Here is a 23969-nt window from a genome sequence, read left to right on the forward strand (position 1 = left end):
TCTCAGGGCCGGTCGAGGCGGAGCCGCTGCGCGCGCGGCAGACCGGCCACCACCAGGTCGTAGGAGTCCTCGACCAGCTCCCGGACCAGCCGGTCCGGGAGGCCGCCGTCGACGGTCACCGTGTTCCAGTGCCGCTTGTTCATGTGGTAGCCCGGAGCGACCAGGCCGGGGTACTCCCCGCGCAGCCGGGCCGCGTCCTCCGGGTCGCACTTGAGGTTCACCGTCAGGGGCTTCGCGTCCAGGCTCGTCAGCGCGAAGAGCCTGCCCCCGACCTTGAAGACCGAGATCTCCGGACGGAACGGGAAGTCCTCCACCACCGCGTCGAACGACAGGCAGAGGCCGCGCAGCTCCTGCGGGGTCACTGCGCCTCCTCGTCCTCCGGCGGTTCCACCGGCTCCACCAGCACCGTCACGATCTTGTTCCGGCGGCCGGCGGCGGCCTCCGCGGTCAGCCGCAGGGCACGGCCGTCGGGCAGGTCGACGGTCGAGGAGGCACCGGCGATCGGCACCCGGCCCAGCGCCTTGGCGAGCAGTCCGCCGACGGTCTCCACGTCCTCGTCGTCGTACTCCTCCAGGCCGTACAGCTCGCCGAGGTCGGTGATGTCGAGGCGTGCGGTGACCCGGTAGCGGTCCTCGCCCAGTTCTTCGACGGGCGGGAGTTCCCGGTCGTACTCGTCGGTGATCTCCCCGACGATCTCCTCGAGGATGTCCTCGATGGTGACGATGCCCGCGGTACCGCCGTACTCGTCGATGACCACGGCGACGTGGTTGCGCTCCTGCTGCATCTCGCGCAGCAGGTCGCCGGCGTTCTTGGTGTCGGGGACGAACGCGGCGGGCCGCATCGCCGTCGACACCAGGTCGCTCTCCGAGTCCCGGCTGATGTGCGTCCTGCGGACCAGGTCCTTGAGATACACGATCCCGACGATGTCGTCCTCGCTCTCCCCGGTGACGGGTATCCGCGAGAAACCGGAGCGCAGCGCCAGGGTGAGGGCCTGGCGGATCGTCTTGTACCGCTCGATGACGACCAGGTCGGTCCTGGGCACCATGACCTCGCGCACGAGCGTGTCGCCCAGCTCGAAGACCGAGTGCACCATCCGGCGCTCCTCGTCCTCGATCAGCGACTCCTTCTCCGCGAGGTCGACCAGCGCGCGCAGCTCCGCCTCGGAGGCGAACGGGCCGCGCCTGAAGCCCTTGCCCGGCGTGAGCGCGTTGCCGATGAGGATCAGCAGCGACGGGATCGGGCCCATGATCCGCGCCAGCGGCAGCAGCACGTACGCCGCCGCCGTCGCCGTGTTCAGCGGGTGCTGGCGGCCGATGGTGCGCGGGGAGACGCCCACCGCGACGTACGACACGAGGACCATCACGCCGATCGCGGCCAGCAGCGCGGGCGTCGTGCCGTCGATCGCCTTCAGACAGGCGTAGGTGACCAGCGCGGCCGCCGCCATCTCGCAGACCACGCGGACCAGCAGCGCCACGTTGAGGTAGCGGGTCGGGTCGGCCGCGACCTGCGCGAGTTTCGCGCTGCCGCGCCGGCCGGAGCGGACGGCCTCCTCGGCGCGGAAACTGGAGACGCGCGCGAGGCCCGCCTCCGCGCAGGCGGCGAGCCACGCCACGACGACCAGGGCGACGGCACCGAGAACGAGGGGAAGGCTCATGACACGGTCGGGGCCGGGGACGGGCCGGTGTGGCCCTTCTCCGCACGCCAGCCGTCCACGATGGCCGCCTGGAGGCCGAACATCTCGGCCTTCTCGTCGGGCTCCTCGTGGTCGTAGCCCAGCAGGTGCAGCACGCCGTGGACGGTGAGCAGCTGGAGCTCCTCGTCCATGGAGTGCCGCGTCGGGGCTTCCTCCCCCTGCTTCTTCGCGACCTCGGGACACAGCACGATGTCGCCGAGCAGTCCCTGCGGGGGCTCGCCGTCGTCCTTCGACGGCGGACGCAGCTCGTCCATCGGGAAGGACATGACGTCCGTCGGCCCCGGCAGGTCCATCCACTGGATGTGCAGCTGCTCCATGGCGTCGGCGTCCACGACGATCACCGACAGCTCGGAGAGCGGGTGGATGCGCATCCGCGCGAGCGCGTAGCGGGCGATGTCGAGGATCGCCTGCTCGTCGACCTCGGTTCCGGACTCGTTGTTGACGTCGATCGACATGGTGGTGCTCGGTCTACTTCCCCTTGTGCCCGGACTTGCCCCGGCCGCCCTTGTGCGTGCCGTTCTCCGTGCCGTGCGTGTCGTCGTACTTCTCGTACGCGTCGACGATACGGCCCACCAGCTTGTGCCGTACGACGTCCTGGGACGACAGCCGGGAGAAGTGGACGTCGTCCACGCCCTCCAGGATCTCCTGGACCTGACGCAGCCCGGACTTGGTGCCGCTCGGCAGGTCGACCTGCGTCACGTCACCGGTGATCACGATCTTCGAGTCGAAGCCGAGCCGGGTGAGGAACATCTTCATCTGCTCGGGGCTCGTGTTCTGGGCCTCGTCCAGGATGATGAAAGCATCATTGAGGGTCCGGCCCCTCATGTACGCCAGCGGCGCCACCTCGATCGTCCCCGCGGCCATCAGCTTCGGGATCGAGTCCGGGTCGAGCATGTCGTGGAGGGCGTCGTACAGCGGACGCAGGTAGGGGTCGATCTTCTCGTAGAGGGTGCCGGGGAGGAAACCGAGGCGTTCGCCGGCCTCGACCGCCGGGCGGGTCAGGATGATGCGGTTGACCTGCTTGGACTGGAGCGCCTGGACCGCCTTGGCCATCGCCAGGTACGTCTTGCCGGTGCCGGCGGGGCCGATGCCGAAGACGACCGTGTGCTTGTCGATCGCGTCGACGTACCGCTTCTGGTTGAGGGTCTTGGGTCTGATCGTGCGACCGCGCGAGGACAGGATGTTCTGCGTCAGAACCTCGGCCGGGGTCTCCTGGCCGTCGTTCGTCCCGTTCTCACTCGCCCGCAGCATGGCGATCGAGCGTTCCACTGCGTCCTCCGTCATCGGCTGCCCGGTGCGGAGCACCAGCATCATCTCGTCGAACAGGCGCTGGACCATGGCGACTTCCCGCGGGTCGCCGACCGCGCTGATCTCATTGCCCCGGACATGGATGTCGGCCGCCGGGAAGGCCGTCTCGATCACGCGCAGAAGGGAATCTCCGGACCCCAGCACCGTCACCATGGGGTGCTGGGCGGGAACGGTGAACTGTGCTCTCGCCTCGCCCTGCGCGGGCGTGTGAGCTGTCGGTGTCTGAGTCATAGGCCGGCCCGAAGGCCTCTACGTCCTCCCGGATACGACTCGCCTGCCACGAGGGCGGCCTGGCGATTTCCAGGGTACGCCAGGGGGCTGACAACGCCGTAAGGCTTTTCGAACAGGAGGCGGCCCCGGGCCGGGCCTGGGGCGGGCGGTGTCCCGGCTCAGGCCGAGCGGCCGAACCCGATGGTGGGGACCGCCCGGCGGCGGGGCCACGGGGTGGCCTGACGGGTGGGCAGCAGGTCCTCCAGGAAGGCGTACCGCCGCAGTGCCTCCGGGCTCTGGGTCTCCACCGACTGCACGCGGCGCCACCAGGCGGCGACCTCGGACCAGCCGGGCGCGGACAGCGAGCCGCCGAACTCCTGGACGGACAGGGCGGCGGTCAGGCCGGCGAAGGCCAGGCGGTCCGCGAGCGGCCATTCGGCGAGCGTGCCCGTGACGAAACCGGCCACGAAGACGTCCCCCGCACCGGTGGGGTCGAGGGCCTCGACGGCGATCGCGGGGACCTCCGCGGTCTCGCCCGTGCGGCCGTCGACGGCGTAGGCGCCCTCGGCGCCGAGGGTGACGACCGCGAGCGGTACGTGCTCGGTGAGGGCGTGGGCCGCGGCGCGCGGGCAGGTGGCGCCCGTGTAGCGCATGGCTTCCTGGGCGTTGGGCAGGAAGGCCTCGCAGTGCTCCAGGTCGGCCAGGCCGGCCAGGTCCCAGGCGCCCGTGTCGTCCCAGCCGACGTCCGCGAAGACGCGGGTGCCGCGGCTCGCCGCCTGCGCGATCCAGGGGTCGCGCCTGCCGGGGACGAGGGAGGCCACGGCAGCTCTGGCGTGCGGCGGGGAAGCCGGGGCGGGCTCCTCCGGGGGCGGTTCGTGGCCGTGGGAGACCATCGTGCGTTCGCCCTCGTACGCCATCGAGACGGTGACCGGGGAGTGCCAGCCGGGGACCGTGCGGGACGTGGCCAGGTCGATGCCCTCGCCCTGCTCGAGGGTGTCCCAGCAGTACTCGCCGTAGTGGTCGTCGCCGAAGGCGGCGGCGAGGGCGGTCCGCAGGCCCAGGCGGGCCAGGGCGGTGGCCATGTTGGCCACGCCGCCGGGGCTGGAGCCCATGCCGCGGGCCCAGGACTCGGTGCCGCGGACGGGGGCGGAGTCCAGGCCGGTGAAGATGATGTCGAGGAAGACGGTGCCGGTGAGGTAGACGTCCCAGGGCGGGTCCGTGGGGGCGCGCCGGCCGGCCAGGGGGTCCACCTGGGCCTGGCGGGGGTGTCGGTGGTGTCCCTCTCCGGTGGACGCGGTCACGGTGCGCTCCCTGACGTGGTGCCGATCCGGCCAGTGTGCACCACGTCGGGGCGGACGCGTCTGCGTCGGGGGCGGGGTGTCGCCGGGGCGGCCGGCGGGCCGTCACCAGCGGGGGACGGTGGGCGTCGTCCAGGCCGGGGTCGCCGCGCGCATCGCCGCCTCGTCGTCCCGGTCGCGGTAGGTGCCCTTGTCGTCGAGCCAGCGCCGGTGGAGGTGGTGGAGGCGGTCGCGGTCGAGTTCGACGCCCAGGCCCGGGGCGTCGGGGACGGTGACCTTGCCGTCGGTGAAGGTGAGGCGGTCGGTGAGGACGTCCTCGGACTGCCAGGGGTAGTGGGAGTCGCAGGCGTGGTGGAGGCCGGGGACGGTGGCGGCGACGTGGGTCATGGCGGCGAGGCTGATGCCGAGGTGGGTGTTGGAGTGCATGGACACGCCGACGCCGAAGGTGCGGCAGATCGCGGCCAGGTGCTGGGTGTTGCGCAGGCCGCCCCAGTAGTGGTGGTCGGAGAGGACGACCTGGACGGCGTCGCGGGCGAAGGCCTCCCGGATCTCGGCGAACGTCGTCACGCACATGTTGGTGGCGAGCGGCACGCGGGTTCCGGCCGCCACTTCGGCCATGGCGGGGGTGCCGAGCGCGGGGTCCTCCAGGTATTCGAGGACGTCCTCGAGTTCCCGGGCCACGCGCAGCGAGGTCGCGACGCTCCAGGCGCCGTTGGGGTCCAGGCGCAGGGGGTGGCCGGGGAAGGCCTCGGCGAGGGCGCGTACGGCGGCGATCTCCTCGTCGGGCGGGAAGACGCCGCCCTTGAGCTTGAAGGAGGTGAAGCCGTACCGCTCCTTGAACGTGCGGGCCTGCTCGACGATGCCGGCCGGGTCGACCGCCGCGCCCCAGTCGTCCTTCTCGTGGGGCACCGCCTCGGGGTGGTCGGCCCACTTGTAGAAGAGGTAGGCGCTGTACTCGACGGCGTCGCGCACCTTGCCGCCGAGCAGGCGGTGCACCGGCAGGCCGAGGGTCTTGCCGAGGGCGTCCAGGCAGGCGACCTCGAAGGCGGAGATCACCGACAGGCGCAGTTTGTCGGCCGTCTGGACGCCCCGCAGGCCGCCGACGTCCACCTGGTCGGAGATGCGGGAGCGGTCCACGTCCACCTCGTCCCCGAGGGTGAACAGGGCGTTCAGGTCACTGACCGGCCGGCCGACGAGTTTCTTCGCGTAGGGGCGGGCCAGGTCGAGGTACCTGGTGTCGCCGTAGGTCTCGCCCAGGCCCGTGACGCCGTCCGCCGTGACGATCTCCACGATGAGGCGCGGGGTGTACGGCTGGTGCACGCCCTGGGTGTTGAGGAGGGGCGGGTCGGCGATCAGGATCGGCGTCAGCCGTACGTCCGTGACGGTGAGGTCCACCCGGCCATCTCCCTATGTGAAAGTCGTCCACGTATGAAGATGGAGGCTAGATACATGGACCGCCGGGCGTCAACGGAGCCGTCGGCGTGCAGGGTCGGCCGGGGCAATGGGGAAGCGGTGAGGGGCAGTCGCTTTTACCCGGTGAACCACCGGCCAAACAGATGGTGACCCACATCACTCACGTCCCGCTTCTGCTCACAACTACGTGCTTGATACAAATTGGCCGCGCGTTCCTGTCCCTCGACGGTCGTCGCTCCTCCCCTCTTCTCGAGCCGCTCGCCCTGAGCCGCTCCTTCGCCTGCCCTGGAACGCCCGTGTTCGCGCCCCGCACCACTGCCCGGCCCCTCGTCGCCCTTTTCACGGCCGGGTATCTCGCCCCCTATCTGCTGCCGACCGTCGTGGGACGGCTGGACTCGGGGCTCCCCCTGTCGGCCACTCAGGCCGGTGCCGTCGGCAGTGCACTGCTGCTGAGTTCGGCCTCGGCCGGGTTCGCGCTGGCCTCGCGCGTCGAGCGGATCGGGGCCCGCACCCTGGCCCGCGTCGGCCTGGTGCTCGCCGTCGTCGGGTACGGCGGGGCCGCTCTCGCCGGGAGCGTGCCGGCGGTCGTCGCGGGCGCGGTGCTGGGCGGTTTCGGGTCCGGTACGGCCACGACGGTCGCCGCCACCCGGATCGCCGCCGAGCCCGACCCGCACCGCGCCTCCACGCTCGGCCTGCTCGGGGTGTCCGCGCTCGCGGGTGCCGTCTACCTGACGGTGCCGCACCTGGGGCCCGGACACGGGCAGCCGCTGGCCGCGATCGCCCTCACCGCCGTCGCCGTGTGGCCGCTGACCGGGCGGCTTCCGGGGCGGGCGGCCCCTGCTCCGGCCCGGCTCGAGGGCGGTTCCGCGCGGCTGCCGCACCTGCGGTCCGGGCTGTTGCTGGCCGCCGCCATGCCGTGCTGGTCACTGGTGCAGAACTCGCTGTGGGGGGTCAGCGGGCGCATCGGCCTGACCCAGGCGGGGCTGAGCGAGGCCGGCGTCGGAGCCGTCTTCGCCGTGGCGCTCGGCGCCGGACTGCTGGGGGTGCTGGGCGCGGGGGCGTTGGGCGCGCGGCTGGGCCGGGCGCTGCCCGTCGGCGGCGGAACCGTGCTGATCGCCGGGTGCGTCGTGGTCAGCGCGTCGGCGACCGGTCCGGGGAGTTTCGCGGCGGGCGAGATCGCCTGGAACGTCCTCTACCCGGTCGTGCTGTCGTACCTGATCGGGCTGGCCGCCTCGCTCGACCCGCGCGGGCGCTGGGCGGTGCTGGTCGGCTCGGCGTCCTCGCTGGGGACCGCGGCGGGGCCGCTGACCGGGAGCCTGCTGTCGGCGCGGGCCGGTTTCCCGGTGATGGGGCTGGTGCTGGGCGCCGGGCTGCTGGTGGTGGCGGTGCCGATGACCGTCGTCGCGCTGCACGCGGGCGGACGTCCGCTGCTGCCGGGTGCGGTCCGGCGGCGCGGCGGAACCCCGGCGGCCGTCCTCGCCGCGTCCACCGGCACGCCCGGCGCCGCGGTGCCGCCGGTGGGTGCGGTGGAGCAGGAGGTCGTGGAGATCGCGGTGGAGGTCCCGGCGGGGGTCTTTGCGCAGGGGGCCTACGACACCGCCGGGCCCCGGCGGGCGGGTGCCGCGCCGGGGGCCGGGCGGTAGGTCTGCCGATCGGGTGTCCCGGCAGTGCCGGTGACCGGCCGGCTCAGAACCGGTGGGCGTCGACCTCGGCCAGGTAGCGGGCGCGCAGCTCCTCGTCGTCCTCCAGGAAGGAGGCGAGGAAGGAGTTGCGGGCCAGTTCGCGCAGCCGCTCCTCGTCCAGGCCCAGCTCCGAGCGCACGGCGTCGAAGTTGTCGCCCGCGTAGCCGCCGAAGTAGGCCGGGTCGTCGGAGTTGACCGTGCAGAGCAGCCCGGCGTCGAGCATGGCGGGCAGTGGGTGGTCGGCGAGGACGTCGACCGTCCGCAGCCGGACGTTGGACAGGGGGCACAGCGTCAGCGGGATCCGCTCCCGCACCAGCCGCTCCACCAGAGCCGGGTCCTCCATGCAGCGCAGGCCGTGGTCGACGCGCTCGATCCCGAGGACGTCGAGGGCCTCGGTGATGTACTCCGGCGGCCCCTCCTCACCGGCGTGCGCCACCCGCCGCAGGCCGAGGGCGGCGGCGGCCTCGTAGACCTCGCGGAACTTGACGGGCGGATGCCCGACCTCCGCCGAGTCCAGCCCGACGCCGGTGATCCGGTCGAGGTAGGGCTTCGCGGCGTCGAGGGTCTCCAGCGCGGACTCGGCGGACTCGTCGCGCAGGAAGCACAGGATCAGCCGGGTGGAGACGCCGTGCCGCGCCGCGCTGTCACCGAGCGCCCGCCACAGCCCCTCGACGACCGTGCCCATCCCGACGCCCCGGGCGAGGTGGGCCTGCGGGTCGAAGAAGATCTCCGCGTGCCGCACGCCCTGGGCGGCGGCACGGGCGAGGTAGGCGTTCGCCAGGTCCTCGAAGTCCCGCTCGGTGCGCAGGACGGCCATCAGCTCGTAGTACAGGTTCAGGAAGGACTGGAGGTCCTCGAACCGGTACGCCTCGCGGAGCGCCTCGGTGTCGGCGTACGGCAGCGCGACACCGTTGCGGGCGGCCAGTTCGAAGGCCAGCTCCGGCTCCAGGGTGCCTTCGATGTGCAGGTGCAGTTCAGCTTTGGGGAGGGGCATCAAAGCATCGTACGGGTGTTTTACCGCCGTTTCGGAACCGGCACCCGCAGCAGGTCGTACGCGACCGTCAGCTCCCCCGCGAACCCGGCCGCCCGTGCCTGCCGCTCGAATTCGGCGGGTTCGCCGTAGCGCTGGCTGAAGTGGGTGAGCACGAGGTGGCGGACACCGGCGTCCCGCGCGACCCGTCCGGCCTGACCGGCGGTCAGATGGCCGTGGTCGTCGGCGAGCCGCTCGTCCTCGTCGAGGAACGTCGACTCGATGACCAGCAGGTCGCAGCCCTCGGCGAGCTCCCCCACACCGTCGCACAGGCGGGTGTCCATGACGAACGCGAAGCGCTGCCCGCGCCGCACCTCGCTGACCTCCTCCAGCGACACCCCACCGATCGAGCCCTCCCGCTGGATGCGGCCGACGTCGGGTCCCCGCACGCCGTGCGCCGCGAGCCGCTCGGGCAGCATCCGGCGGCCGTCGGGCTCGGTCAGACGGTAGCCGTAGGACTCGACCGGGTGGGAGAGCCTGCGGGCCTGAAGCGTGTACGACGCAGTGACGGCGAGGGGTCCGTCGCCGTCGACCGGGACCTCGGTGACGCCGACGGTCTCGCGGTAGGCGGTGGCGTACCGGAGCCGGTCGAAGAAGCGCTGCCCGGACCGCGGGAAGTGGGCGGTCACCGGGTGCGGGACCCGGTCGAGGTTGACGCGCTGGATCACCCCGGCGACGCCGAGGCAGTGGTCGCCGTGGAAGTGCGTGACGCAGATCCGGTGCAGGTCGTGCGCGGCGACCCCGGCCCGCAGCATCTGGCGCTGGGTGCCCTCACCGGGATCGAAGAGGATGCCCTCGCCGTCCCAGCGCAGGAGGTAGCCGTTGTGGTTGCGGTGCCGGGTCGGGACCTGGCTGGCGGTGCCCAGGACCACCAGTTCACGTACGGACACGGCTCAGCCGGGGGGCCACTGGAGGCCACGGCCGCCGAGGACGTGCGCGTGGGCGTGCCAGACGGTCTGGCCGGCGCCGCTGCCGGTGTTGAAGACGATGCGGTAGCTCTCCAGCTTCTCGTCGTCGGCGACCGCCTGCGTCTCGCGCAGGACGTCCGCGGCGAGCTGCGGCGCCTCGGCGGCGAGGGCGGCGGCGTCCACGTGGTGCGCCTTGGGGATCACCAGGACGTGGGTGGGCGCCTGGGGGTTTATGTCCCGGAAGGCGATGGTGGTCGCGGTCTCCCGCACGATCGTCGCGGGGATCGTCCCTGCCACGATCTTGCAGAACAGACAGTCGTCCTGCGGCTCGCCTGGCACAGTGGTGCCTCCTCACGCCGGTTCGATCAGTACGCAGGCATGGTAGCGAGCGCCGGCCCGATCCAGCCCGTCCGGGGGCGCCCCCTCCGGGGGAGTTCGAGGACGAGGCCGTTCAGGCCGAAGCGGGGCCTGGGGCCGGCAGCCCCCGGGGACGGTCGCACCGGCACCGGGCGGGCTACGGCTCGGGCAGCGGCGGAGCCGACTTCGCCGGCGTCTCCTCCAGTGCGAGCAGCGCCAGCCGTACCGCCTCCTCCAACTGCACGTCCCGGCCCGCCACGTGGTCCTGGGGACGCGCCACCACCTCCACGTCCGGGTCGACGCCGCGGTTCTCCACGCCCCAGCCGTAACCCTCCAGCCAGATCGCGTACTTGGGCTGGGTGACCAGCGTCCCGTCGACCAGCCGATACCGGCTGTCGATGCCGATCGTCCCGCCCCAGGTGCGGGTCCCGACCACCGGCCCGATGCCCAGCGCCTTGACCGCCGCGTTGACGATGTCCCCGTCGGAGCCGGAGAACTCGTCGGCGACCGCGACGACGGGCCCGCGCGGCGCGTCCTCCGGATAGCTGTACGGCCGCATCCCGCGCGGCACGTCCCAGCCGACGATCCGCCGCGCGAGCTTCTCCACTACGAGCTGGGAGGTGTGCCCGCCCCGGTTCTCGCGGACGTCCACGACGAGGCCCTCGCGGGCCACCTCCACCCGCAGGTCGCGGTGGATCTGGGCCCAGCCGGGGGCCTGCATGTCGGGCACGTGGAGGTAGCCGAGCCGGCCGCCGGACGTCTCGTGCACGTACGCCCGCCGGTCCGCGACCCAGGCGTGGTAGCGCAGCGGCTCCTCGTCGCCGACGGGGACGACGACGGCGTGCCGGGGTTCGCCCCCGCCGGCCGGCGACACGGTCAGCTCGACGGCCCTGCCCGCCGTGCCGACGAGGAGCGGTCCGGGTCCGGTGACCGGGTCCACGGGGTGCCCGGCGACGGCGAGGATCGCGTCGCCCGCGCGCACCGCGACGCCGGGCGCGGCGAGCGGGGAGCGGGCGTCGGGATCGGAGGTCTCCGACGGCAGGATCCGGTCGATGCGCCAACCGCCGTCCTCGTGACGGGAGATGTCGGCGCCGAGCAGACCCTGACGGGGGCCGCCGCCGTGGCCGCGGGGGACGACGTAGGCGTGCGAGGTGCCGAGTTCGCCGTGCACCTCCCACAGGAGGTCGACGAGGTCGTCGCGGGTGGCGACCCGGTCGAGGAGCGGCCGGTAGCGGTCGAGGACGCCGTCCCAGTCGGTTCCGCCGAGGTCGGGCAGCCAGAAGTTGTCCCGCATGAGGCGGCCGGTCTCGTCGTACATCTGGCGCCACTCGGCGGCCGGGTCGACGGTCTGGCGGACCCGGCCGAGATCGACGGTGAGGTTGGTGTCGCTGTCCTCGTCGCCGGAGGCGCGCCGGTCGCTGGGGACGACCTTGAGCTTGCCGTCGGAGCGCAGCAGCAGCCGCTTGCCGTCGCCGCTGACCTCGAAGGCGTCGGCGTCGGGGGCGAGGTGTTCGAGGCGCTGGTGGACGAGGTCGTAGCGCTCCAGCTCGGTGGCCGGACCGGGGTCGTCGGGGGTGGCGCGGGAGGCGCCGAGGACACCGCGCACGGGGTGCCGCAGCCACAGCACGCCGTCCTTGGCGGCGCGCAGCCCCGAGTAGCGGCCGGCCTCGACGGGGAAGGGCACGATCCGGTCGGCGAGGCCCTCCAGGTCGATCCGGGTGGCCGGGATGCCCTCGCTGTCGGGGGTCTCGTCCTTGTCGGGGGCGTCGAAGGGGCGGCCGTGCCGCTGCGGACCGAACGGCGAGGGGGTGGTCGCGGCCAGCGGGATGAGGTACGGGCGGGCGCCTTCGACGAAGGAGAGGTCGAAGGCGTGCTCGTCGTAGACCGGGTCGAAGGCGCGCGTCGACAGGAACGCGAGGTGCTTGCCGTCGAGGGTGAAGGCGGGCGCGTAGTCGTGGAAGCGCAGCGGGGTCGCCTCGGTGACCGACAGGTCCGCGGTGCCTGCGAGCTTGAGGCTGCTGAGCGGGCGCGGGCCGGGGTGCGACCAGGCCAGCCAGGCCGAGTCGGGTGAGAAGACGAGGTCGCGGACGTCGCCGTCCTCACTGCGGTCGACCTCGCGGACCTCGCCGGTCTCCCGCTCGACGAGCAGCAGCCGTCCGTCGTGCGCGGCGACGGCGGCCCGGCTGCCGTCGGGGGCCATGGCCAGTTCCACCACCCGGCCGAGGCGTCCGGCGGCCAGCCGGCGCGGGGTGGCGCCCGGTGCCGGACCGGTGGCGGGGGCGAACTCCAGGGCGTCCTCGCCCTCGGCGTCGGTCACCCACACCACCCACTCCTCGCCCTCCGCGCGGAAGGTGCGCGGCAGCCGGGCCCGCACGCCGGGTTCGGCGGCCAGGGCGCGGGCGGGGCCGTGGCGGTGGGTGACCCAGTGGACGGCGCCGCGCACCTCGACGGCGCTGCCGCGCGCGGTGTGGTCGGGGGTGGCGGAGCCCAGCCAGCGGGCGGCGGGCACCGGGTGCGGCCGCCGGTCGGTGCGCTGCCCGCCGAGCCGGACGTCGAGGCGGCGCGGCTCGGCGCCGTCGAGGTCGTCCAGGATCCACAGTTCACCGGCGGAGCAGTACACGACGCGGTCGCCGTCCCCGGCCGCGTGCCGGGCGTAGAACGCGTCGAGGGGCGTGTGGCGCCGCAGGCCGGAGCCGTCGGCGAGGGAGGAGTACAGCGCGCCGGTGCCCTCGTGGTCCGAGAGGAAGGCGATGCGGTCGCCCGCCCACACCGGGTACTCGATGTTGCCGTGGAGGTCCTCGTGCAGGCGCGTGAACTCGCCGTCGCCGTCCCGGTCGATCCACAGCTTGCCGGCCGTGCCGCCCCGGTAGCGCTTCCAGTGGGCGGCCTCGCGCCCCATGGACGCGGACACCAGCACGGTGTGCGGGCCGAAGGCGACCCCGCCGACGGGCCCGTACGGCAGGGTGGTGGCCGGTCCGCCGTCGAGCGGGACCGCGCGGGCCCAGCTGCGGCGCCCGCTCGCCTGGTCGTGGGTGCTCAGCACGAGCACCAGGCCGTCGGGGGTCCAGCCGCGCACCCTGGTCAGGGGACTGCCCCAGTACGTGAGCCGGGTGGCGGGGCCGCCGTCGACCGGGGCGACGTGCACCTCGGGGGCGCCGTCGCGGGTGGAGGTCCAGGCGACGGTGGTGCCGTCGGGTGAGATGCGGGGCAGGGTGACCGGCATGTTGTCGGCGCTGACCCGCCAGGCGCGCCCGCCGTCGAGGGGCGCGAGCCACACGTCGTCCTCGGCGGTGAAGGCCACCAACTCGCCCTGCAGGTGCGGGAATCGGAAGTACGCGGCAGGCGTCACGGGCTGTGTCACCCGATCACTCTAGGCAAGGGCGGCAGTGACCGGCAGGGGTTCTGGCCGGTTGGCCGCCCGGGTCACTTGGTGCCGGCGGACCCGCAGCGCGTGTCGTCCCCGCACCAGACCGTCCGGGTGACGGTCACGGTGACCGTGGGCCGCCCGGGTTCGGCGGGCTGCGCGGAGCGGGGCGGGGCGAGCGGCGAGGGGGTGGCGGACCCGCAGTCGCCGAGCCCGCTCACCTGGAACAACTGCTTGCCGCCGACGTCCGCGCGAAGGTCGCCGCGCACGCAGGAGCCGTCGACGGCGCGCGTGACGTGGCCGGTGACGGTGATGTCCCGCCCGTCGCCGGTCTCCCCCTCGCAGCCGACGGAGGCGACGCTCTCCCGGCCCCCGGAGCCGCCGTCGTCGCCGTAGTCGGCGGTGCAGGTCAGCCACCGCACGTCGACGTCCCGGCGCTCGATCTCGGCCGTCGCCGCCTCGTCGGTGGTGTAGGCGACGGCCGCCGAGCCGATCCCGCCGGGCTCGCACGCCACCGCTCCGGCCACGGCCAGGACCGCCAGCCCCGCCACCGCCGCCGCACGTGTCCCGCGCGCCCGGCCCCGCATCCTTCTCCTCCACGCCCCCATGGAGGGCAGCCTGCCACCGCCCACGGGAGCGCGGTAGAGCACTTACCGCCATGCGCCGCACCGCCGCACCGCCGCACCGCCGCACCGCCGCACCGCCGCACCGCCGCACCGCCGCACCGCCGCACCGCCGCACCGCCGCACCGCCGCACCGGTCCACGGTGGCCGCATGCGCGACCGCCGCCCCCGAGGAAACCGGTCGTCGACGACACGACCGCCTGCCTGTGGACGGTCCGCCACCGGCACCGGGACGGCCGGGGCTGCCGGGGCTGCCGGGGCGTCCTCACCCTGATCCGGGACGGCGCGCGCCAGGATCGTCTTTTGCGATGTCGAGGGCGAGGGCCGTTACGTCGGCGGTGGCACGTACACGCACACGGGCGGCGTCGGCGACCGCGCCCGCCACCTCGACCTGCACGGGCCCGGCACGGTGCGCGCGCTCGTCGACGAGGCCGTCCGCCGCCGGCTGCTGCCGCACGAGGGGGGAGCGGGAGCTGGACGGCTGGATCCTGTTCCGGGCCGTCACCCGCGCGGCAGCGGCCAGCCCCGGAGTTCCGCCGGAGGCGGAGCCGGAGCCGGGACCGGAGCCGGGACCGGAGCCGGATCGCTCGCCGGGTCCTTGAAGCGGGCCCGTGCATCCGGTCCGTGAGCGGGGCCGGTCCTTCTCCTGCGCCCCGAGGGCGGGCGGGTCAGGACCAGCGGCCGGTGCGGCCCAGGATCAGGGCGGCGGCGGCCGTCCCGGCGGTCGAGGTCCGCAGCACGCTGCGCCCCAAGCGGTACGCCTTGGCACCGGCCTCCTCGAAGAGCGCCAACTCCTCCGGGGAAACGCCCCCTTCGGGTCCGACGACGAGCACGATCTGCCCGTCCGCGGGAAGTTGCGCGGTCGCCAGCGGCTCGCTGCCGTAGTCACGGTCCTCGTGGAGCACGGCCGCGAAGTCGGCCCGGGCCAGCAGTGCCGCCACCTGCTTGGTGGTGGCGGCGTCGGCGACCTCGGGGAAGCGGACCCGGCGGGACTGCTTGCCGGCCTCGCGGGCGGTCGCCCGCCACTTGGCGAGCGCCTTCAGCCCGCGGTCGCCCTTCCACTGGGTGATGCAGCGGGACGCGGACCAGGGCACGATCGCGTCGACGCCGGTCTCGGTCATCGTCTCGACGGCCAGTTCGCCCCGGTCACCCTTGGGCAGCGCCTGGACGACGGTGATCCGCGGCGCCTCGGCGGGCTCCTCCGCCACCTGGGTCAGGCGGACGACGAGCCGGTCCTTGCCCTCGGCGGCGACGACCTCGCCCCGCGCCCAGCGGCCGGTGCCGTCGGTGAGAACGACCTCCTCACCGGCCCGCAGCCGCTTCACGGAGACGGCGTGCCGCCCCTCGGGCCCGTCCAGTACGAACTCGGCGGGACCGTCCGGCAGTTCCTCGACGACGAAGACGGGGGCGGTCATCGGACACCGCCCGCGTCGGCCGCGTCGCCGTCCGCCAACGCCGTTCTCGCCGCGTCGAGTTCGGCCGTCAGCACCTCCACCAGTCGCCCGGCGGGCAGGGTGCGGGCCAGCCGGTGCCCCTGGCCGGCCCACAGCGCCATGCCCTGCGCGTCGCCCGCCTTCGCGGCGGCCTTGCGCAGCGGCGAGGTGAGGTGGTGGACCTCGGGGTAGGCGGCGGGCGCGTACGGGCCGTGCTCGCGCAGGAAGCGGTTGACGAGGCCGCGGGCCGGACGTCCGGAGAAGGCGCGGGTCAGTTCCGTACGGACGAAGAGCGGGTCGGTGAGCGCCTCCTTGTGCACGGCGGCCGCGCCGGACTCGGGCGTCGCGAGGAAGGCGGTGCCGAGCTGGGCGGCGCTCGCCCCGGCGGCGAGGACGGCGGCGATCTGGCTGCCCCGCATGAGACCGCCCGCGGCGATCAGCGGCAGGCCGACGGCCTCCCTGACCTGTGCGATCAGCGACAGCAGGCCGATTCCGGAGCCGTCGTTCTCGGAGATGTCGCGGTGGGTGCCCTGGTGTCCGCCGGCTTCCACGCCCTGCACGATCACCGCGTCCGCGCCGGCCCGCTCGACCGCGACGGCCTCCTCGGCGGTGGTCGCGGTGACCAGGGTGAACGTGCCGGCCCGGCGCAGCGCGGCCAGCGCGTCCGGGCTGGGCACGCCGAAGTGGAACGAGGCCACCGGCACCGGGTTGTCCAGCAGTACCGCCAGCTTGGCGTCGTAGCCGTCGTCGCGGCCGCTGTCCGGATCGCCCAGTTCGGTCCCGTACCAGGCGGCCTCACCGGCCAGCTGGTGGGCGTAGACCTCGACGGCGCCGGTCTCGGCATGCTCGGGCTGCGGCATGAAGAGGTTCACGCCGAAGGGCCGGGAGGTGAGGCTCCGCAGCTGCTTGATCTCCTGGTACATGCCGTCGGCGGTCTTGTACCCGGCGGCCAGGAAGCCCAGCCCGCCGGCCTCGGACACGGCGGCGGCGAGCTGCGGGAGGGAGACGCCGCCCGCCATGGGGGCCTGCACGATCGGGAGAGGGAGGAGATCGGTCAGTGCGGAGGACATGACGGCATGTTGTCACGTCGCCCGGGCGAGTCCGAACCCAGCCCGTCCGGCGCCCGGGGAGAGGCCGTCCGGACCGAAAGCGGAGGTCCGGGGAGGCGCGGCCCCCGGGGACGGGACGGAGAAGGGGCGGGGAAGGGGCGGGGAAGGGACGGGGAGGGGGCTGGGAAGGGGCGGGGAGGGAGCAGGGAAGAGGCGGCGGGGCGAGAAGGCCCCACCGCCCGCCCGCCACCGTCACCGTCCGTTGAACGCGTCCTTCAGCCGGGAGAACAGGCCCTGCTGACCGGGCTGGAACTGCCCGAGGGGCCGCTCCTCCCCGCGCAGCTTCGCCAGCTCCCGCAGCAGCCGCTCCTGCTCGGGGTCCAGCTTGTTGGGCGTCTGCACCTCGACGTGCACGATGAGGTCACCGCGTCCGCCGCCCCGCAGGTGCGTGACACCGCGCCCGTGCAGCGGGATCGACTGCCCCGACTGCGTACCGGGCCGGATGTCGACCTCCTCGAGCCCGTCGAGCGTCTCCAGCGGCACCTTGGTGCCGAGGGCCGCCGCGGTCATCGGCAGGGTCACCGTGCAGTGCAGGTCGTCGCCGCGCCGCTGGAACTGCGCGTGCGGCAGCTCGTGGATCTCCACGTACAGGTCACCGGCGGGACCGCCGCCGGGCCCGACCTCGCCCTCGCCGGCGAGCTGGATGCGGGTGCCGTTGTCGACGCCGGCCGGGATCTTCACGGTCAGCGTGCGACGCGAGCGCACCCGGCCGTCGCCCGCGCACTCCGGGCACGGCGTCGGCACGACGGTGCCGAAGCCCTGGCACTGCGGGCAGGGCCGCGAGGTCATGACCTGGCCGAGGAAGGACCGCGTCACCTGCGACACCTCACCGCGGCCGCGGCACATGTCACAGGTCTGCGCGCTGGTCCCCGGCGCCGCGCCCTCGCCGCTGCAGGTGCCGCAGACGATCGCCGTGTCGACCTGGATGTCCTTGGTCGTGCCGAAGGCCGCCTCGTCGAGGTCGATCTCCAGCCGGATCATCGCGTCCTGGCCCCGGCGGGTGCGCGAGCGCGGCCCGCGCTGCGACGCCGTGCCGAAGAAGGCGTCCATGATGTCGGAGAAGTTGCCGAAGCCGCCGGCCCCGAAGCCGCCCGCGCCGCCGCCCGCCTGGGACAGGGGGTCACCGCCGAGGTCGTAGACCTGCTTCTTCTGCGGGTCCGACAGCACCTCGTAGGCGGCGTTGATCTCCTTGAACCGCTCCTGGGTCTTCGGATCGGGGTTGACGTCCGGGTGCAGCTCGCGTGCGAGCCGCCGGAAGGCCTTCTTGATCTCTTCCTGCGACGCGTCGCGGCGCACGCCGAGAACGGCGTAGTAGTCCGTGGCCACTTACGACTCCGCCAGGATCTGTCCGACGTACCGTGCCACTGCGCGTACCGCTCCCATCGTTCCCGGGTAATCCATGCGGGTCGGTCCGACCACGCCGAGCTTGGCGACTGCCTCGCCGCCCGAACCGTAGCCGACCGACACCACCGAAGTGGAGTTGAGTCCCTCGTAGGCGTTCTCGTGACCGATACGCACGATCATGCCCGAATCCCCCGCCTCGCCAAGGAGCTTGAGGAGCACGACCTGCTCCTCAAGGGCTTCCAGGACGGGTCGGATCGTGAGGGGAAAGTCATGTCCGAAGCGGGTCAGATTGGCGGTGCCGCCGATCATCAGCCGCTCCTCGTTCTCCTCGACGAGCGTCTCCAGCAGCGTGGAGAGCACCGTCGTGACCGTGCCGCGGTCCTCGACCTCGAAGGCGTCGGCAAGGTCCTCGACCAGCCGCGGCACGTCGCTGAAGCGGCGGCCCGCGACCCGGCTGTTCAGCCGTGCCCGCAGATCCGCCAGCGGGGTCTCCCCGAAGGGCGCCGGGCAGTCCACCATCCGCTGCTCGACCCGCCCGGTGTCGGTGATCAGCACCAGCATCAGCCGGGCCGGCGCCAGCGACAGCAGCTCGACGTGCCGCACCGTGGAGCGCGTCAGCGACGGGTACTGCACGACGGCGACCTGCCGGGTGAGCTGCGCGAGCAGCCGTACGGTCCGGGCCACGACGTCGTCGAGGTCGACGGCGCCGTCGAGGAAGTTCTGGATGGCCCGCCGCTCGGGGGCCGTCATCGGTTTGACGCCGGCGAGCTTGTCGACGAACAGCCGGTAGCCCTTGTCGGTGGGGATGCGCCCGGCGCTGGTGTGCGGCTGCGCGATGTACCCCTCGTCCTCCAGGGCGGCCATGTCGTTGCGGACCGTGGCCGGGGAGACGCCGAGGTTGTGCCGCTCGGTGAGCGCCTTGGAACCCACGGGTTCCTCGGTGCCGACGTAGTCCTGGACGATGGCGCGCAGCACCTGGAGCCTGCGTTCACTCAGCATCCGCGCTCACCTCCAGCAGTCGTCCCCGGTCCCCCGGGCTCCTCGCCTGGCACTCTTCACATTCGAGTGCCAGCGTTCCCCGGCCCAGTGTACGGCTGTGGGGTACACCCTGGGCAAGGTCGGTCGCCCTGCCGGGCCGCCGGGGCTAGCGTCGCGGTATGACGGTGACTTGGGAAGAGCTGGGATGGGAGCGGGTCGCCACCGGGGTCGGCCGGTGCCGGCTTCCCGGCTGGGACTGCACGGTGGGGCTGGTCGTCGGGGAGGGGCGGGCCCTGCTGGTGGACGCGGGGTCGAGTCTCGCCGAGGGCGCCCGGCTGCGGATGCGCGCCGAGGAACTCGCCGGCCTGCGTGTGACGGATCTCGCGCTCACGCACCCCCATTTCGACCACGTGCTCGGGGCGGCGGCCTTCGCGGGCGCGGAGGTCTACGCGGCGGTGGGGGCGGACACGGTAACGGCGGACGAGCTGCGCGCGGACGCGATCCGGTGCGGCCTGGACGAGACCACGGCCACGGAGGCCGCGGAGACCCTGGTACGGCCCCGCCACCCGGTCTCCGGCGAGTGGACGCTCGACCTGGGCGGCGGACGGCAGGTCCTGCTGGCCAACGTCGGTCCGGGCCACACCGCGCACGACCTCGCCGTCCTCGTCCCGGCGGGCCCCGGCTCGCCCGAGGTCGTCTTCTGCGGCGACCTCGTCGAGGAGTCCGGCGAACCGCAGGCCGGACCCGACGCCGTACCGTCGCACTGGCCGGCCGCCCTCGACCGGCTGCTGGACCTCGGCGGCGAGGACGCGCTGTACGTGCCCGGTCACGGCGCGGTGGTCGACGCGACGTTCGTCCGGGCCCAACGGGACGCGCTGGCAGCGCGTTTCGGCGTGTCGCTGTGACCGTGCCGGGGCTTCTCCTATCGTCATCCGAATGCGCCCACCCGTCTCCCGCCACCGCCCTTCCAGCGAGGGCCCCTCGGGCCCGCGCCCCCGTGCATACGCCGCCGACCTGACCCCGCCGTGGAAGAAGCAGCGGCCCGCCCCCGAGGTCCCCGCGGACCCCGGTCTGGTGGTGGAGGAGCCCGGCACCGGTTTCTGCGGCGCGGTGATCCGCTGCGAGGCGGGCACGGTCACCCTGGAGGACCGCTTCGGCAAGCACCGGGTCTTCCCGCTGGAGCCGCGCGGCTTCCTCCTGGAGGGACAGGTGGTGACGCTGGTCCGCCCGGCGCCGGCGGCTCCGGTACGGCCCGCCCGTACCGCCTCCGGTTCGGTCGCCGTGCCCGGCGCCCGCGCCCGGGTGGCCCGCGCCGGCCGCATCTACGTCGAGGGCCGGCACGACGCCGAGCTGGTGGAGAAGGTGTGGGGCGACGACCTGCGCGTCGAGGGCGTGGTCGTGGAGTACCTGGAGGGCGTGGACGACCTGCCGTCGATCGTCGCCGAGTTCGCCCCCGGCCCCGACGCCCGGCTGGGCGTACTGGTGGACCACCTCGTCCCCGGCACCAAGGAGTGGCGCATCGCACAGTCCGTGACCGGCGAGCACGCGCTGGTGGTGGGCCACCCGTACATCGACATCTGGGAGGCGGTGAAGCCGTCGGCGGTGGGCATCGCGGCCTGGCCCCGCGTCCCGCACGGGCAGGACTGGAAGACGGGGGTGTGCCGGGCCCTGGGATGGCCGTCGGAGAACACCGGCGCGGTGTGGCAGGCCGTCCTGAAGCGGGTGGAGTCCTACAAGGACCTGGAGCCGGAGCTGCTGAGAGCGGTCGAGGAACTGATCGACTTCGTCACGGCACCGGCCGAAACCTGACCCGGGGTACGGGACACCGGGTTCGGGGTCCCTCGGTCGAGACCCTCAGTCCACCAGGTCCCGCACCACCGCGTCCGCCAGCAGCCGGCCCCGCAGGGTGAGGACGGCCCGCCCCGTCTCGTAGGGGCCGCCCTCCAGCAGCCCCTCCGACAGCGCCCGCCGCGACGCCGCCAGCCCCGCCTCCTTCAGCAGGTCCAGCGGAACCCCTTCCCGCAGCCGCAGTTCCAGCAGGATCCGCTCGACCCGGCGGTCCTCATCCGACAGGACCTCGCGTCCGGCACCCGGTGAACGGCCGCTCGCCAGCGCCGCCGCGTACGCCCCCGGATGCTTCACGTTCCACCAGCGCACGCCGCCGACGTGGCTGTGGGCTCCCGGGCCCGCGCCCCACCAGTCGGCGCCCCGCCAGTACAGCTCGTTGTGCAGGCAGCGGCCCGCCTCGGAGGTGGCCCAGTTGGACACCTCGTACCAGTCGAAACCCGCCGCGGACATCGTCTCCTCCGCGATCAGGTACCGGTCCGCGTGGACGTCGTCGTCGGTCATCGGGACCTCGCCGCGGCGGATCCGGCGGGCGAGCCGGGTGCCCTCCTCGACGATCAGGGCGTACGCACTGACGTGGTCGGGTCCGGCGCCGAGGGCGGCGTCCAGGGAGGCCCGCCAGTCGTCGTCCGACTCGCCGGGGGTGCCGTAGATCAGGTCGAGGTTGACGTGCTCGAAGCCGACGCCGCGGGCCTCCGCCACGCAGGCCTCGGGGCGGCCGGGCGTGTGGGTGCGGTCGAGGATCCTCAGCACGTGCTGCCGGGCACTCTGCATCCCGAAGGAGATCCGGTTGAAGCCGCCCTGGCGGAGCGTGGCGAGGTACGCCGGGTCCACCGACTCCGGGTTGGCCTCGGTGGTGACCTCCGCGTCCGCGGCAAGCCCGAACTCCTCGCGGATGGCCGTGAGCATCCGGACCAGGTCACCGGCCGCGAGCAGGGTGGGCGTACCGCCGCCGACGAAGACCGTGCGCACCTTGCGCGGGTCGTCGCCGAGGACCTTGCGGGCCAGCCGGATCTCGTCGATCAGGGTGTCGGCGTAGTTCTCGCGGGAGGCGAGGACACCGCCGGTGCCGCGCAGCTCGGTGGCGGTGTAGGTGTTGAAGTCGCAGTAGCCGCAGCGGCTCGCGCAGTAGGGCACGTGGAGGTAGAACCCGAGGGGGCGGTCGGCGGCCCCGGCGAGCGCGGAGGCGGGCAGCGCGCCGTCGGTGGGGACGGGCTCGCCGTCGGGGAGTGCGGAAGGCATGTCCTCCATTGTCCCGTACGCGGCTCGCAGGTCCCGTGGGTCCCGTGGGTCGGCTCTCCGGCTCCTCCGCGGCGCCGTGCCGCACCGCGCTTGCGCTGCTCGGCTACTCGGCCTGGAGCACCAGCAGGGCGAGATCGTCCTGAGGGGGCCGGCCGCCGAACTCGTGGACCAGGCGGCGGATCCGCTCGGCGATCAGTTCCGCTTCCAGCCCCGCGCACCCGGACAGGGCGTGGGCGAGACCGTCGCCGTCGTCGAACTGGCGGGAGCCCGAGCGGCGCTCGGTGACGCCGTCGGTGACGCAGAGCAGGGTGTCGCCGGGCCACAGGTCCAGGGTCTCGCTGACGTACGTGGCGTCCTCGACGACGCCGAGGAGGGTCTGCGGCTGGGCGACCGTGGTCACGCAGCCGTCGGGCCCGAGGAGCAGGGGCAGGGGGTGGCCGGCCGAGGCGAGGGTGCAGCGGACGCCGCCGTCGAAGGGCACGAGTTCGCCGTAGAGGAGCGAGAGGAAGCGGGTCTGCGGCCCGTCGCCGGGGCCCGCCGGGCCGACGAAGGCGCGGGCGGCCGCGTCGGCGGCCTCGGTGGCGTCGTCGAGGAGGAGCTGGTTGAGGCGGTCGAGGACGTCGGCGACGCCGTACCCCTCGCGGGCCAGCAGCCGCAGCCAGGGCCGGGCCAGTCCGATGACCACGGCCGCCTCGGGGCCCTTGCCCTGGACGTCGCCGACCGCGAAGCACCAGCGGCCGTCGCCCACCGGGAACAGGTCGTAGAAGTCGCCGCTCGGCCCGCCCTGCTCGCGCGGCTCGTGGACGAGGGCGCTGCGCAGGCCGGGGATCTCGGCGACCGCGCCGGGCAGCAGACCGCGCTGGAGGACGGCGCTGATGGTGGCCTGGCGGGCGTACTGGCGGGCGGCGCCGATGGCGAGCGCCACACGTCGGCCGAGGTCCTCGACGAGTCCGGTGACCTCGTCGGGGAAGCGCGGCAGCCCGGCCCGTCCGATGACGAGGGTGCCGAGCGGGCGGCCGCCGGCGACCAGGCGGTAGGCGAGGGCGGTGCCGTGCGGGCCGAGCGCGCCGCCGGGCCAGGGGTGGGCCGCGGGCCCGGAGTCGGGGCCGTCGGGCGGGCGCGGCGGGTCCTTCTCCAGGGCGCGGCGCAGTTCCTCGACGTGGTTCTCGCTGACGTGCCAGACGCGGGTCAGCCGTGCCTGCGGGCCGTCGTCCCAGCCGGCGCGCGGGCCGAGTTCGTCCTCCAGCCGGACCGCACACCAGTCCGCGAGGCGCGGCACGATCAGCTGGCCGGTGAGCGCGGCGACCAGCTCCTCGTCGAGCTGCCCGGCGAGCAGGTCGGAGGCCTCGGCGAGGAAGGACAGGGCGCCGCGGCCGAGCCAGTCGCGGTCGTGGGCGGCGGACCGGCCGCCGGGGGCGAGCGCCTCGGCGAAGGCGAGGGAGGTGGCGGGCGCGGGGGCGGTGCGGGCCCGGGGTTCGTCGGGGTCCCCGTCGTCGTCCGCCGGACGGGCCGGGAGCCGCGCCCACACGGTCTTCGCTCCCCGGCGGTACGTCACGCCCCACGCGTCGGCCAGCGTGGCCACCAGGCGCAGGCCGCGGCCGTACTCGGGGGTGTCGTACGGCATGTCGGGGCCGCCGTCGCGGGGGGCGCGCGAAGGGTGGTGGTCGGTGACCTCCACGACGACGGCGCAGGTGTCGGGCTGCTCCGGCTCCGTCTCCAGCCGGCACAGCAGGTCGACGTCGGTACCGGCGTGCACGACGGCGTTGGTGACCAGTTCACTGACGACGAGTAGCGCCTCCTCGCCGAGCCGTCCCGCCAGTTCCCGGGCACCGGGCAGGCCGCGGCCGGTCCACTCGGCGAACGCGGCGCGGACGACGCCACGGGCGGCGCCGGGCGCGAGGGGGCTGCCGGCGAGGGTCGCGCGCGCGTGCGGGTGCCCGTCCGCGTGCGCCGGCGCACCACTGGCACGGGACACGGTCTCCCGTTGGGTGGGAATGGCCCCCATGGACAGCTCCCGGGCGATCGACGAATCGGGCCTCGGTCCGCGGGCGGCACACCCCGGCCGATGCCGACAGGGTGACAGAACGGCCGCACCCATACGCGCCGAGTCACCGAAGTGGGCCGCGTCGAGG

The 23969-nt window shown here is 73.9% G+C and carries 20 protein-coding genes; 3 read left to right on the plus strand and 17 right to left on the minus strand.

Going from position 1 to position 23969, the window contains the following annotated elements; translation table 11 throughout:
* Nucleotides 1-2 precede the first annotated feature (2 nt).
* The 6 genes from ACIP5W_RS10030 to ACIP5W_RS10055 form a co-directional block, all read right to left on the minus strand.
* Nucleotides 3-362 (minus strand): MmcQ/YjbR family DNA-binding protein, encoded by a 360-nt coding sequence (locus ACIP5W_RS10030; RefSeq protein WP_401469518.1) that lies wholly within the window; start codon nt 360-362, stop codon nt 3-5.
* Nucleotides 359-1654, minus strand: a complete 1296-nt coding sequence (locus ACIP5W_RS10035; protein WP_401469521.1) for a hemolysin family protein — start codon at nt 1652-1654, stop codon at nt 359-361. Before ACIP5W_RS10035 ends, ACIP5W_RS10030 begins: the two co-directional genes overlap by 4 nt.
* Nucleotides 1651-2148: an rRNA maturation RNase YbeY gene (gene ybeY, locus ACIP5W_RS10040; protein WP_401469524.1), complete on the minus strand. Its 498-nt coding sequence runs from the start codon at nt 2146-2148 to the stop codon at nt 1651-1653. The genes ACIP5W_RS10035 and ybeY overlap by 4 nt, the downstream gene beginning before the upstream one ends.
* 13 nt (nt 2149-2161) lie before the next feature.
* On the minus strand, nt 2162-3232 hold the full coding sequence (locus ACIP5W_RS10045; RefSeq protein WP_401469527.1) for a PhoH family protein: 1071 nt from the start codon (nt 3230-3232) through the stop codon (nt 2162-2164).
* Nucleotides 3233-3390: 158 nt separating this feature from the next.
* Nucleotides 3391-4512 (minus strand): carbohydrate kinase family protein, encoded by a 1122-nt coding sequence (locus ACIP5W_RS10050; protein ID WP_401469530.1) that lies wholly within the window; start codon nt 4510-4512, stop codon nt 3391-3393.
* 102 nt (nt 4513-4614) lie between these two features.
* Nucleotides 4615-5904, minus strand: coding sequence for a glucarate dehydratase family protein (locus ACIP5W_RS10055; RefSeq protein WP_401469533.1), 1290 nt, complete (start codon nt 5902-5904; stop codon nt 4615-4617).
* Nucleotides 5905-6218: 314 nt separating this feature from the next.
* Here ACIP5W_RS10055 and ACIP5W_RS10060 point away from each other — a divergent pair, with 314 nt between their 5' ends.
* Nucleotides 6219-7565: an MFS transporter gene (locus ACIP5W_RS10060; protein ID WP_401469766.1), complete on the plus strand. Its 1347-nt coding sequence runs from the start codon at nt 6219-6221 to the stop codon at nt 7563-7565.
* Between the two features lie 43 nt (nt 7566-7608).
* Here the strand turns inward: ACIP5W_RS10060 and ACIP5W_RS10065 are convergent, their stop codons facing one another.
* The 9 genes from ACIP5W_RS10065 to hrcA form a co-directional block, all read right to left on the minus strand.
* Entirely contained in the window at nt 7609-8598 is a 990-nt protein-coding gene (locus tag ACIP5W_RS10065) for an adenosine deaminase (protein WP_401469536.1), read from the minus strand.
* Between the two features lie 20 nt (nt 8599-8618).
* Nucleotides 8619-9524: a ribonuclease Z gene (locus ACIP5W_RS10070; protein WP_401469539.1), complete on the minus strand. Its 906-nt coding sequence runs from the start codon at nt 9522-9524 to the stop codon at nt 8619-8621.
* A gap of 3 nt (nt 9525-9527) precedes the next feature.
* Entirely contained in the window at nt 9528-9881 is a 354-nt protein-coding gene (locus tag ACIP5W_RS10075; protein ID WP_401469542.1) for a histidine triad nucleotide-binding protein, read from the minus strand.
* A gap of 175 nt (nt 9882-10056) precedes the next feature.
* Nucleotides 10057-13260, minus strand: a complete 3204-nt coding sequence (locus ACIP5W_RS10080) for a S41 family peptidase (RefSeq protein WP_401469545.1) — start codon at nt 13258-13260, stop codon at nt 10057-10059.
* Between the two features lie 62 nt (nt 13261-13322).
* Nucleotides 13323-13850, minus strand: coding sequence for a hypothetical protein (locus ACIP5W_RS10085; RefSeq protein WP_401469548.1), 528 nt, complete (start codon nt 13848-13850; stop codon nt 13323-13325).
* 704 nt (nt 13851-14554) lie between these two features.
* On the minus strand, nt 14555-15301 hold the full coding sequence (locus ACIP5W_RS10090; RefSeq protein WP_401469551.1) for a 16S rRNA (uracil(1498)-N(3))-methyltransferase: 747 nt from the start codon (nt 15299-15301) through the stop codon (nt 14555-14557).
* A complete protein-coding gene (locus tag ACIP5W_RS10095) occupies nt 15298-16389 on the minus strand; it encodes a nitronate monooxygenase (protein WP_401469554.1) in 1092 nt (363 codons plus the stop codon). The genes ACIP5W_RS10090 and ACIP5W_RS10095 overlap by 4 nt, the downstream gene beginning before the upstream one ends.
* A gap of 231 nt (nt 16390-16620) precedes the next feature.
* Nucleotides 16621-17754 (minus strand): molecular chaperone DnaJ, encoded by a 1134-nt coding sequence (gene dnaJ / locus ACIP5W_RS10100; protein WP_401469557.1) that lies wholly within the window; start codon nt 17752-17754, stop codon nt 16621-16623.
* Nucleotides 17755-18771 (minus strand): heat-inducible transcriptional repressor HrcA, encoded by a 1017-nt coding sequence (hrcA, locus tag ACIP5W_RS10105; protein WP_401469560.1) that lies wholly within the window; start codon nt 18769-18771, stop codon nt 17755-17757.
* A gap of 158 nt (nt 18772-18929) precedes the next feature.
* On the opposite strand from hrcA, the gene ACIP5W_RS10110 reads away from it, so the two are divergent.
* Together ACIP5W_RS10110 and ACIP5W_RS10115 are read left to right on the plus strand one after the other, a co-directional pair.
* Nucleotides 18930-19655: an MBL fold metallo-hydrolase gene (locus ACIP5W_RS10110; RefSeq protein WP_401469563.1), complete on the plus strand. Its 726-nt coding sequence runs from the start codon at nt 18930-18932 to the stop codon at nt 19653-19655.
* A gap of 31 nt (nt 19656-19686) precedes the next feature.
* Nucleotides 19687-20559, plus strand: a complete 873-nt coding sequence (locus tag ACIP5W_RS10115; RefSeq protein WP_401469566.1) for a DUF3097 domain-containing protein — start codon at nt 19687-19689, stop codon at nt 20557-20559.
* A gap of 45 nt (nt 20560-20604) precedes the next feature.
* Here ACIP5W_RS10115 and hemW read toward each other — a convergent pair whose 3' ends face one another.
* Both hemW and ACIP5W_RS10125 read right to left on the minus strand, forming a co-directional pair.
* Complete coding sequence (hemW, locus tag ACIP5W_RS10120; protein ID WP_401469569.1) at nt 20605-21837, minus strand: radical SAM family heme chaperone HemW; 1233 nt, start codon at nt 21835-21837, stop codon at nt 20605-20607.
* Between the two features lie 103 nt (nt 21838-21940).
* Complete coding sequence (locus tag ACIP5W_RS10125) at nt 21941-23842, minus strand: SpoIIE family protein phosphatase (protein ID WP_401469572.1); 1902 nt, start codon at nt 23840-23842, stop codon at nt 21941-21943.
* Nucleotides 23843-23969: the final 127 nt, after the last annotated feature.

Origin of the sequence: Streptomyces sp. NPDC088766, from assembly GCF_044750845.1 — a bacterium.
GTDB lineage: Bacteria > Actinomycetota > Actinomycetes > Streptomycetales > Streptomycetaceae > Streptomyces.